The organism is Pedobacter sp. GW460-11-11-14-TSB4, assembly GCF_059423705.1.
Genome location: NZ_JBWKYI010000017.1, coordinates 1 through 11,545, shown reverse-complemented (window position 1 = coordinate 11,545; position 11,545 = coordinate 1). Strand labels below are relative to the sequence as shown.

The following is an 11,545-nucleotide window of genomic DNA, read 5'->3' as shown; positions in this document are numbered from 1 at the left end:
CCGATTTATCGGTAAAGGATCGGAAGCTCTTCCCGGCAATCAGGTTTATTTAACTGAGGCTGTTGCAGGAAACCACGGCTTTTTATAACCGGAATCAAGTCTTTCCAAAACCTTTAAACGTTGAGTTTTTCATGCGGAATGCAATCGCCTATCTGTTATATTACATTTTTTTTACAGCTTAAAGCATTGAAAAACCAATAATCCGTTTATTTTTGTAACGATAAGTATTAAAACAACATTAGAATTTTAGATGTTTTTAAGGAAATACAAGTATTTAATCGTTGCCTCATTCATGTTCATCTTCATGGCGAAGATGGGTATATCTGGTGCGCCGGTATTTTGTACGAGTATTGACAAGGAAATCATGAACGCCGTAATCATGCAAATCGAGTTAGAGCATGAAGGCGGAAAAGATACCGCCAAAGACACCGCAAAGTTTACCGATTTCAAACTCATCGAGCTTAATCACCCGATCTTTTCTTACGAGTTCTCTTCAAGCCATTTCTTTTTGAAGAGCAGTTTTATAGAACATTTTAAAAGATATGTAGATCCATATCATCCTACTGTTCCAACACCGCCGCCTAACTTTATCTAGTATTTTATTATTTGGGGTAATTATTGTGCCTGCTCAATTGAATTGAGCATATCTGCTGTGTTTAAAATTTTTTACACCGTATGGTTATGCCATTCTGAACAGGCCTCAGGATTTCCCCCGCGATTTATTCGTTAAAATTTACCAGATAATTATATCGTTATGCAAAAGTTTAACCCGGCCTTTTCAGGCTCGGACGTGAAGAAATATATTCTTAAAAAGAATTTAAAGAAAGATTTACCTGCAAGTATTGTAGTGTTTTTAGTGGCATTGCCATTATGTTTAGGTATTGCACTAGCCTCAGGTGCGCCATTATTTGCTGGTTTAATCACAGGTATTATTGGAGGGGTAGTGGTTGCCTCTTTTAGTGGCTCACAATTAAGCGTGAGTGGCCCTGCAGCGGGTTTAACCGTTATTGTATTAGGTGCCATCACCTCATTGGGTAGTTACCAGACCTTTTTACTGGCCGTGGTATTAGCGGGGGTATTCCAGTTGATTTTAGGTCTGGTTAAAGCCGGAACTATTGGTAATTACTTCCCATCGAGTGTAATTGAGGGGATGCTTGCAGCAATCGGACTGATTTTGATTTTAAAACAGTTGCCACATGCTTTAGGTGTTGATACCGATTTTAGTGGCGATGAAGGGTTCTTTCAACAAGATCACGAAAATACTTTTTCTGCGATTACAGCAGCAATAAGCCATTTTAGTTTGGCTGCGGTGGTTATCAGTTTATTATCCATAGCTATTCTGATCGTTTGGCCTAAGTTTCCAAAATTAGCAGTTGTACCTGCACCATTATTGGTGGTAACTTTAGGTGTGCTCGGAACTATACTGTTTGCGGGTACCGATCACCCTTTACGTCCCGACCAGATGGTGAAAATCCCGGTAGTAAATGGTTTCGGCGAATTTTTGGGTCTATTTACGATGCCTGATTTTTCGCAGCTGGCCAATAAGAATGTATATATAATAGCTTTAACCATTGCTGTTGTAGCGAGTTTAGAAACTTTACTCAGTATTGAGGCCATTGATAAAATAGATCCGATTAAACGTGTATCGCCAACAAACCGAGAGCTAATGGCTCAGGGTTTAGGTAATATTGCCAGCGGTATGGTGGGTGGTTTACCAATGACATCGGTAATTGTGCGGAGTTCGGCCAATGTAAATGCTGGTGCCAGAACCAAAATGTCGGCTATTTTTCATGGTGGTTGGTTACTATTATCGTTGTTATTTATCCCGGGATTAATTAACATGATTCCATTATCGTGTTTAGCCGCAATTCTTTTGGTAACCGGATATAAGTTAACGCGGATTAGTTTATTCAAACACATGTACCACAAAGGCTGGGATCAGTTTATTCCTTTTGTGGTTACGGTATTAGCGGTTTTATTTACCGATCTGTTAAAAGGTGTAGCCGTTGGTATGTTGGTTTCGATTTTCTATTTATTGCGTACCAATATGCGTAACCCCTTCTTTTACAGAATTACCAACGAAGGCGACAAAAAACACATCAGGATTAAACTGGCAGAGGAAGTTTCTTTCTTAAATAAAGCAGCGATACAAGTAGTTTTAACGAATATTCCTAAAGAAACAAACGTAATTATTGATGGATCAAATGCAAGGTATATAGATCCTGATGTATTGGAAACCATTTATAATTACAAACATAATGCCTATACAAAAGGTATTATTGTAATGCTGGAGAACATCCAAAAACATTATACAGTACCAAAATTAAATATAAAAGTAGAAGAAGATATAAACAAGTCATAAATATGTGCGCAAAAACAATAGATACGAAAGATATAACATACGATAGTCTGTTACAAGGGAATAAGGATTGGGTTAAAGATACAATCGACAGCGATCCTACCTTTTTTGATAAACTTTCTGAAGGTCAAAGTCCACCGGTATTGTGGATTGGCTGTTCTGATAGCCGTGTGCCTGCCAACCAGATAACCAATACAAAACCAGGCGATATTTTTGTGCATAGAAACATTGCGAATGTGGTGGTGCACACCGATATGAATTTACTTTCAGTACTGGATTATTCAATTAATGTATTAAAAGTTAAACACGTTATTGTTTGTGGCCATTATGGCTGTGGCGGCGTGAAAGCTGCATTAGGCAATAAACAGGTAGGAATTATTGATAACTGGTTGAGAAACATCCGCGATGTATACCGTACTCACGAAAGTGAAATGGCGGCAATCAATGATCCTGATCAACGTTTTGACCGCTTAGTTGAATTAAACGCCATTGAGGGTGCTGCAAATGTAACCAATACCTCAATTGTACAAAGCGCCTGGGCCAATGGTCAGGAGCTAGCTGTGCATGCCTGGGTTTATAGTTTAAAAACAGGAATCATTAAAGACCTTAAAGTAACTTGTACTGGTCTTGATGATGTTGCCCCTGCATTTAAAGTAGGATAAAAACACCACAACAGGTGTTATTTTTTAGTTGTTAGGAAAAGCCCCACGATTTTAATCGGGGGCTTTTATTTTTTTGTGGTATTGGGCATGTTTCCCGCTTCGCCCTGATTGCCTTTTTCGGCATCCGTTCTGGCTTCTTCAGATCCAAAATCGCCTCTGCCAAAATTTCGGCCAAGGTTGCCTGCATCTGTTTCTACTGTGTTTTTCTTTTCTTTATCGTTACTCCGGTGGCGGGGCACCAATTGATCGGGCATATTGCTTTTATCAGCAGTGTTATCTGCTTTTTTATTACCCAGGTTTTTGTTATTATCTTTTGTATTTTCCATGATCTTCTTTTAAACTGCTTATATAAAACAGCAGAAAAGAAGATTGGTTTTACATCTTTAAACTGGAAGATTGAGATCCAACCAATCCACCTGCTTTATTTGGTTTTAGCTTCTTCTGTACTTAATAAGGCTTCCAGTTCTTTTACCTTTTCAGGATATTTTAGGGCAAGATTGTTTTTTTCACCCAAATCATCTGTCAGGTTGTACAGTTGCACCGTAGGCAGGTTTCCGCTATCGGTATGGGTAAGCTTATAAAAAGCTTCTCCTTTTGATGGCCTGATGTATTTCCAGTTATCCTTAACAATTGCCAGTTGATTACTCTGTTCAATAAAGAAGTCACGACCTTTTTGGTCTTTCCCGATAAAGGCGTCCCATACATTTTTACTATCAATTGCATTTTTGCTTTCCAAGTTGAAAAAACCGGCAAATGAGGCCAAGAAATCAATTTGTGAAACCAAGGCTCCGGAAACACCAGGTTTAATTTTCGCTGGCCACGAAATAATAAAAGGTTCGCGTGTACCACCTTCTAAAATGCTGTATTTTCCTCCGCGTAAACTACCTGCAGGTGTATGGCCGTTTAATTTTTCGAAACCCTGGTCTTCGTAACCATCCATAATTACAGGACCGTTATCGCTGCTAAATATGATCATCGTATTTTTATCAAGACCAAGGTATTTCAGTTGTTTGGTGATTTCGCCAACTGCCCAATCGAGTTGTAAAATTACATCGCCGCGATTGCCCAGCTCGCTTTTACCTTTAAACATGGTGGCAGCCAGACGTGGTACATGCGGTTCGGTTAAGGCATAGTACAGGAAAAATGGCTCTTGTTTATGATCTTCGATAAAATTTTTCGCTTTGGTTAAAAAGGTAAACGGAAGTTCCTCATCCGTCCAGCGGGCAAGCTTGCCCCCCTGCATATAACCAATGCGGCCAATGCCGTTTACAATGGTCTGGTTGTGCCCGTGATTAGCTTCAGCAGGCATTTTTAACAGTTCAGGATGGTCTTTTCCTGTTGGATCTGTACCAATTGGATTTTTATAATCAACTGCAATCGGATCTTTTGGATCTAAACCCACCACCAATTGATTTTCCATAAAAACAGTTGGCACCCTGTCGGCTGTAGCCGGGAAAATAAACGAATAATCAAAACCTACTTCTTTTGGTCCGGGTTTTACTTCTTTATTCCAATCCTTCTCTACTGCGTTGCCCAAACCCAGGTGCCATTTACCAACAAGTCCTGTTTTATAGCCGGCTTGCTGAAAAATTGAAGGAAGAGCGGTATTGTCTGTCGGAATAATTAGTGCGGCATCGCCCGGCAAAACACCTGTTCCTTTTTTACGCCATGCATATCTTCCCGTCATTAAGGAATAGCGCGAAGGTGTACAGGTAGATGCGGTAGCATGACCATTGGTAAACCGTAGTCCTTGCTTTGCCAGTGCATCTATATTTGGGGTGTTTATTTTTGTTGCGCCATAACAGCTGAGGTCGCCATAACCCAAATCGTCGGCGTAGATGATAATTACGTTAGGTTTCTTCTGTGCGGCAGCGTAAAAGTTGAAGCTGGCCATTACGACAAGCAGGGATAATAAAAATTTGTGGTTCATGGTTAGAAAAAGGATAGTGTTAGATAAATTTAAGCGATACAATCGCTGCTCTCTTCAATCCCCGTTACACACGAGGATTATGCGTATAAAAAAGGCCAAACAATAATGCCTGGCCTTGTATGTAAATATTAATCTTCTGCTAAGAACGGATAACGGTAATCAGTTGGTGGATTAAAAGTTTCTTTAATGGTACGTGGAGAAACCCAACGCAATAAATTGATCATTGCTCCGGCTTTATCATTCGTGCCTGATCCTCTTGCCCCGCCAAATGGTTGTTGTCCAACTACAGCACCTGTACATTTATCGTTAATGTAAAAATTACCGGCTGAGTTGCGCAAAGCGTAACTGGCTTTTTCAATCGCATATCTGTCTTGTGATAAAATAGCCCCCGTTAATGCATAAGGTGAAGTGGTGTCAATTATTTCTAAAACCTGGTCAAACTCTTGATCTTCGTATACGTATACAGATAACACCGGACCAAAAAGCTCCTCACACATGGTGGTATATTTCGGATCGTCTACTACCAGGATAGTAGGTTCGATAAAATAACCTTTGCTCTTATCGTAGTTGCCACCGGCGATTACTTCTACGCCTTTATCTTTTTTAGCCTGATCGATATATTTAGCCAATTTGTCGAAAGAACGCTCGTCAATTACCGCATTAATAAAGTTGCTGAAATCTTCGGTTCCGCCCATTTTAAATGAAGCTAAATCCCTGATCATTAATTTTTTAATCTCAGGCCACAGACTTTTCGGGATATAGGTGCGGCTAGCTGCAGAACATTTTTGTCCCTGATATTCGAACGCGCCCCTAACAATTGCAGTAGCTGAAGCAGCCACGTCTGCACTAGGGTGAACCAGGATAAAATCTTTACCACCAGTTTCACCAACTATGCGTGGATATGATTTGTATTTATGGATGTTTGTTCCGATGGTTTTCCAAATTTCCTGAAAAACTTTCGTTGAGCCTGTAAAGTGAATACCGGCAAAATCAGCATGATTGAAAACTACATCGCCAACTTCAGGGCCATCGGCAAAGATAAGGTTAATTACACCGTCTGGTAAACCCGCTTCGCGGAAGATCTGCATAATTACATTGGCTGCATAAACCTGGGTATCTGCAGGTTTCCACACCACTACATTACCCATCATGGCTACACAAGCAGGTAAATTACCAGCAATTGCGGTAAAGTTGAAAGGTGTTAAAGCAAATATAAAACCCTCTAAAGGACGTTGTTCTGTTCTGTTCCACATGCCATTAGGCGATACCGGTGGTTGTTGGCCATAAATATCCTGCATATAACTTACATTAAAACGCAAGAAATCAACCAGCTCGCAAGCGGCATCAATTTCAGCCTGATAGGCATTTTTACTTTGCCCAAGCATGGTTGCTGCATTAATTTGGTAGCGGTATTTTGTGGCAATCAAATCAGCAGCTTTCATAAAAATGGCAGCTCTATGTTCCCAGGCTAAAGCTTCCCAATCAGCCTTGGCGGCCAAAGCAGCATCTATGGCTTGTTTTACATGGCTTTTATCGCCATAACTAAAGGTAGCCAATACATGTTGATGATCGTGTGGAGCGACTACTTTCTTTTTATTTTTAGTATGTACCTCTTGTCCGCCAATAAACATCGGAATATCCAATTGTTTAGAACGCGCATCAGCAATAGCCTCTTTTAAAAGCGACCGTTCTTTTGTGCCTGGCGCATAGCTATTAATGGGCTCGTTAACCGGGGTAGGTACGTTAAAAAATCCTTTAAGCATATTTTATTTTTTATGATTTGGGCAAAGATAACGCTTTTTGGAATAGCCAATTCTATTATTCTGTAAAGAAAATAGGGCAAACGTTTGACTGTGCAACTGAATGATTAGCCGGGTTAATTAAAGGGGGATTTCGGTTAAAATTCGCCTAACCTAAATATGAGTTAACGGGTTTGCTGGCTTAAACAGCATACTCATTTACAGCAGCAGTTTTTGTTTCATCATGTCCAGAAAATCTTTTCGATAGGTTTCACCAATTAATATCTCTGCTGAAATACCTTTTAAAATGATCCTGTTTCCATCTATTGAAGTGATTTTGTTCAGTGCTACGATGAACGATTTCTGCACCCGGATAAATTGCGCTTTGGGCAATCTTTCCTCTACATCCTTCATGGTTAAGAGTGCAAGCGTTCTAATCCCGTTATGGTGAAAAGCGATATAGTTTTTCATGCCTTCAACAAAATCGATTTCGGCAATATTAATTTTAAGCATTTTACCTTTAGCTTCCGTTTTAACCATAAAATAATCATCATCCTGCTGGTTAACCGGTATGTTGGCTTTTTTGCTGTTGATTATCTTTTGTGCTTTATTTATGGCTTGTAAAAAACGAGGCAGCGGGATAGGTTTAACTAAATAATCAACCACATCGAGGTCAAAACCAGCGGTAGCAAACTCCTTATAGGCGGTAGTCAGGATCACCTGCACATCTTTGTTGTTCATTGTTTGGATGAAATCAATTCCCGAGATCTCCGGCATATGGATATCCAAAAAAATGAGTTCTACCGGGTTGCTGCTTAAAAAGCTCAATGCATCAATCGGATTGGTAAATGTTGCAGTAATCTGTATTGCTGCAACAGATTTCAGGTAATGTTGTATTACTTCAATGGCATGGTCTTCGTCATCAACAATAATGCAGTTAATCATGAGGTATATGGTTGAGGTTTAATCGGCGGTAACTTGAAATGTTCTAAAAAGCCCAAATTATCAAATGAACTTGGTTTTTCCTGATGATCGGTAATCTTATTGTATGGTAAAGTTAATTCAAGACTATAATCAAATTCGGTTTCGTTAATATTTAAGGCAAAGCCTTTGTTGTAATGATTGGTAAGGCGTTTTTTTATGTTTTCCATACCTATTCCACTCGAGAGTTCTTTAGGCCCGTTTTTCTTTTTGTTCCAGGTGCTGAGATGGATATTATGGTCGATTTCATTAATACTTAGCAATATTTTAACTGGATGCATATTTTCTGTACAGTTACCATGTTTTAAAATATTCTCTACAATGGTAATTAGAATTAACGGAATCAGTCTTACATGATCGGTATTTCCATTCACTTTAAAATCGATCTGCAACTTGTTGTTGAAACGAAGCTGATTAATTTTAATTACGTTTTTAATGTGATCAATTTCCTCGTCTATTAAGGTCATCCGGTCGTCTTTATCTATTTCTAACGAATAGCGCATGATTTCACTAAGCGTCATGATGCCATTGGCCAGTTCTTCTGATAAGGGTAAGGATTTTGCAAAAAAGAAATTAAGGGTGTTATTTAAAAAGTGAGGATTAATCTGTGCACGGAGAAAAGCATATTCTGCCTCATGTTTTTCTTTTTCGATAAGGCGTAGTTTTCGTTCACGTTTAATTCCTTCAGAGGCAAAATGGTAGCCAATACCTATAATTGAATACCGAATAAAAACCAAAAGTACGGCTGCCCCATAATTTATAAAATTGAATGGGGCTGGAGTTGATCCATTTGCATTAACATAAGGCCTAATATGATAAGTTGTAGCATACCAAAGGAGGTAAGAGCAAGCGAAAGCAATCGTAATTCCTAAGAATAAGGAAAATGGTTTTAATGGGTTGGTATATTTTCTACATGCTAAAATGCATAAATATACGGTACAGATATTCGGAATTTGAAATAGAAAAATGTCCCCAATATTAAAAATATAGCTTTTAGGATTTTGAGCGTAAGTCAAAATATTATTTAGTAGCACATAAATCACCCAAAATATTATGTGGTAGGTAACTAGTCTATATTTATGTTTTATCATTAGTTACTTTTGTAGTTTTTTACATAGTTTACCCAATCAACCTCTTGATCAGGGATAATTACATTTGGAGCGATTCCTATATTATCTAATGGCCGTTTTATGGCGTGTAGCGATTTTGCTACTGGATAAACAAGAGTGAAAAATTTGCAAGGAGGATGAGTAATTACCATTTCTCCGTAATCAACACTTCCAGCAGTATTTTGTCCGTATAAAGTTACTTTTTTACTTTGTTCAGCTCTTAAAATAAAAAATTCGCCACTACTTGCCGTATTCCCGTTAATTAGGATAGAAATACGTTCAGGGTTTTTTAATACTTTCGATAGCTTCAGGGTACTGGATTTATAGAGTGGGTAAAATTCATTTAAATTAGCTCTCAATTTTTTCGCGTTCTTTTTTAATTCTTTTCTTGAAGCTGCTGATGCATATGGATAATCTTTTTCGTAACAATCACGAATATTGTCATCTGTGGCTAATACAATACCACCATCAATATGTATGGGGTTCGTATATAAATAAGGAATTATTTTTTCAAAACAACCGGTTGTACCTCCTGAATTATCACGGACATCAATAATAAGATGCTTAGTATTAGCTAAATTATCCTTATTTTTTTCAATTAAACCATCTATTCTTGTTTTATACTTCGAATTGAAAGAAGGAAGTAAAAGAAGGGATGTTTGATTATCTAATTTTTTAAAACTAGACATTAAGTTAGGTTCGGTGTATACAGGAGGAGGTATCGTTTTCGCTTTTCTTTCACCTCTTATCCATTTTCCCAAAAAACCAAAATCTAGTACGTCATTCTGTTTAATTAAAGCGGGGTAATTAACCGAATGATCACCGCCGCTATAGTAAATAGTTTTATACTGATTGTCAGTCTTCCCGATTTTAAATTTTATTTGTTGTGGCATCCATCGTACACTATCGGCTTTTATCACAAAACCAATAAATTCAATATTTTTTTTGGTGTGATCTTTAACAATTCCAATTTCATACATCCCATAATTCCAAATTCCTTCTATACTATCTAGCGTTTTCTTATTTTCCTGTAGATAAGATTTAAAACGTTTTTCTGTCCAGGTTGTTTTCTCTTCATTAGCAAAAAACATCTTCACTGAATCAGGAGAAAGTTTGCTAAAATCCATCCCGACATCAATGTGCTTGTCTTTGAAAAAACTGAGCCATTCTCTCATTAAGCTTAAACACTTGTAAGAATTGGAAGTAGAGGCAACGTGCTGTAAACTATCCGTAAATTTTTTAAATTGAAACTGGTTTGAAGGATTTACTTTATCAGGATAACCAATGTAGTTTTTTTTGATTTTTTCTACCAGGAATAGAAAATTATCATTACAGTTACAATTTTGAGCTTTTAAGGCAAATGAAAAGATAAATAAGAAAAAAAAGAGAAATATATATTTCATCAATAATGGGATAGTGTTTGCAAATGTTTTAATTTTAAACTGATTTGATGCATAAATACTAACCACTTAAGGTTTGATTATGTATTGTTTTATTTTCACAATCAGGCTCTCCTGATAGGTTAGTAGTTGGACTATTACCTCCGATAATTTTCTTCATTTGCTCTTTCGTCAAATGGGTAAAGTCGTTTCTCTTAAAAACAAATAAAGTCTTTTTTTCTAATTTTTTGTTTTTCATAATTAAAATAATGGATAGTTAAATAAATGTGTTTAAAAGTGTTATTTCTGGATGTAACAGCCAAAAAATATACACCAAACGGCTGTTTAACTGTACCAAACCAATATATTGTGTAATTTAACTAGTAAATCTTTTTAGTTTTATACATCTTTACATAATCAATCCAATCGGTAACATGGTCTGCCATTTTATGGATGAGACGTAAAGAGCCAACATAATTTTTAAAATTCTTTCTGTTAAGCATTGAAATCATCACTACAGTTTCACTTCTGCGCTTATAAATTATAGAATGGACATAAGCATAATAAGTAGAAGATAATTTTTTTCCATCGTTTTCAATTACAATTATAGTCGATATTTATATTTAAATGGTGAACTATTTTAAAATACATATTTGTCTTATTTTCTATGTAGACAGAGATTTGGATTAGCGCCAGTTTCATTCAATGTTGTAATTTTTGGTAGTGTTTGATCGTATTATCCCTTTTTGTACTTATAAAAAGCCTTTTAGTGTATCTTTTTTTTGGTTGAAATTTAATATCCAATACTTGTTTCATGTTAGGCCAACATAGGCGGAATCTGAAAAGCCTTAAATGAGTAAGAAAACTTAAGTGAAAAACTAATTATGAAAAATTTAAAATTAGAAAATTTTGGCGTTCAGGAAATGGATGCTAAGGAAATGATTAACACCGGTGGAGAAGGATTTCCATGGGCAGCTTTGGGCATAGCTATAGCTATATCAGCAATAAATAATTGGGGAGATATTAGAGAAGGATGGCATGATGGTGGAACTGGGAAAGCTCGTCATTAAAATATTTAATATAAAAAAAGAAAAAATATTGAATTTTTTCATTAACGTAATTATAGGTCTTGGAATATATGTATTTATTCAATACGCACCAGATCTATTCCGTCTAATTTTTTAATATAATATTATGAAGAATTTACAAGAATTAAGGGTAGATGAGTTGAGTTTAGAAGAGTTGTTAAATATCGATGGAGGAGAATCTGCATGGTATTGGGTGGCATTCTACACTCACGAATTTCTTATCTATGCAAACGAACAAGGTAAAAGTTCACATATGCATAGTGCAGGATAAATTGTAGTTTAAAAGGGGGCATACGAG

General features: G+C 36.9%; 12 protein-coding genes. 5 read left to right on the top strand and 7 right to left on the bottom strand.

The genetic code is table 11. The features are described 5' to 3' along the window. The first annotated feature begins 250 nt into the window (after window positions 1-250). The 3 genes from AC07YT_RS16260 to can all read left to right on the top strand — a co-directional run bounded on the left by AC07YT_RS16260 (window position 251) and on the right by can (window position 3,021). Window positions 251-595, top strand: coding sequence for a hypothetical protein (locus AC07YT_RS16260; RefSeq protein ID WP_086547709.1), 345 nt, complete (start codon window positions 251-253; stop codon window positions 593-595). Between the two features lie 159 nt (window positions 596-754). After that, on the top strand, window positions 755-2,362 hold the full coding sequence (locus AC07YT_RS16255; protein WP_086547708.1) for a SulP family inorganic anion transporter: 1,608 nt from the start codon (window positions 755-757) through the stop codon (window positions 2,360-2,362). 2 nt (window positions 2,363-2,364) lie between these two features. Beyond that, on the top strand, window positions 2,365-3,021 hold the full coding sequence (gene can / locus AC07YT_RS16250; protein WP_086547707.1) for a carbonate dehydratase: 657 nt from the start codon (window positions 2,365-2,367) through the stop codon (window positions 3,019-3,021). Window positions 3,022-3,086: 65 nt separating this feature from the next. Here can and AC07YT_RS16245 read toward each other — a convergent pair whose 3' ends face one another. The 7 genes from AC07YT_RS16245 to AC07YT_RS16215 all read right to left on the bottom strand — a co-directional run bounded on the left by AC07YT_RS16245 (window position 3,087) and on the right by AC07YT_RS16215 (window position 10,418). Further along, the gene (locus AC07YT_RS16245) at window positions 3,087-3,347 is read right to left on the bottom strand and encodes a hypothetical protein (RefSeq protein ID WP_086547706.1); all 261 of its coding nucleotides are present in this window, start codon (window positions 3,345-3,347) and stop codon (window positions 3,087-3,089) included. Between the two features lie 95 nt (window positions 3,348-3,442). Next, on the bottom strand, window positions 3,443-4,951 hold the full coding sequence (locus tag AC07YT_RS16240; protein WP_086547705.1) for a sulfatase family protein: 1,509 nt from the start codon (window positions 4,949-4,951) through the stop codon (window positions 3,443-3,445). 128 nt (window positions 4,952-5,079) lie between these two features. Further along, window positions 5,080-6,714 (bottom strand): L-glutamate gamma-semialdehyde dehydrogenase, encoded by a 1,635-nt coding sequence (gene pruA, locus AC07YT_RS16235; RefSeq protein WP_086547704.1) that lies wholly within the window; start codon window positions 6,712-6,714, stop codon window positions 5,080-5,082. 195 nt (window positions 6,715-6,909) lie between these two features. Continuing rightward, window positions 6,910-7,635: a LytR/AlgR family response regulator transcription factor gene (locus tag AC07YT_RS16230; protein WP_086547703.1), complete on the bottom strand. Its 726-nt coding sequence runs from the start codon at window positions 7,633-7,635 to the stop codon at window positions 6,910-6,912. Then, a complete protein-coding gene (locus AC07YT_RS16225; RefSeq protein WP_494945413.1) occupies window positions 7,632-8,687 on the bottom strand; it encodes a sensor histidine kinase in 1,056 nt (351 codons plus the stop codon). The genes AC07YT_RS16230 and AC07YT_RS16225 overlap by 4 nt, the downstream gene beginning before the upstream one ends. A 74-nt stretch (window positions 8,688-8,761) precedes the next feature. Continuing rightward, window positions 8,762-10,183 (bottom strand): S41 family peptidase, encoded by a 1,422-nt coding sequence (locus AC07YT_RS16220; protein ID WP_086547701.1) that lies wholly within the window; start codon window positions 10,181-10,183, stop codon window positions 8,762-8,764. A gap of 58 nt (window positions 10,184-10,241) precedes the next feature. Continuing rightward, a complete protein-coding gene (locus AC07YT_RS16215; RefSeq protein ID WP_494945412.1) occupies window positions 10,242-10,418 on the bottom strand; it encodes a hypothetical protein in 177 nt (58 codons plus the stop codon). 625 nt (window positions 10,419-11,043) lie between these two features. Here AC07YT_RS16215 and AC07YT_RS16210 point away from each other — a divergent pair. Both AC07YT_RS16210 and AC07YT_RS16205 read left to right on the top strand, forming a co-directional pair. Continuing rightward, on the top strand, window positions 11,044-11,229 hold the full coding sequence (locus AC07YT_RS16210; RefSeq protein ID WP_086547700.1) for a hypothetical protein: 186 nt from the start codon (window positions 11,044-11,046) through the stop codon (window positions 11,227-11,229). A gap of 124 nt (window positions 11,230-11,353) precedes the next feature. Then, window positions 11,354-11,518 carry a hypothetical protein gene (locus AC07YT_RS16205; RefSeq protein WP_494945411.1) on the top strand — a complete coding sequence of 55 codons (165 nt, stop codon included), beginning with the start codon at window positions 11,354-11,356 and terminating at the stop codon, window positions 11,516-11,518. Window positions 11,519-11,545 lie beyond the last annotated feature (27 nt).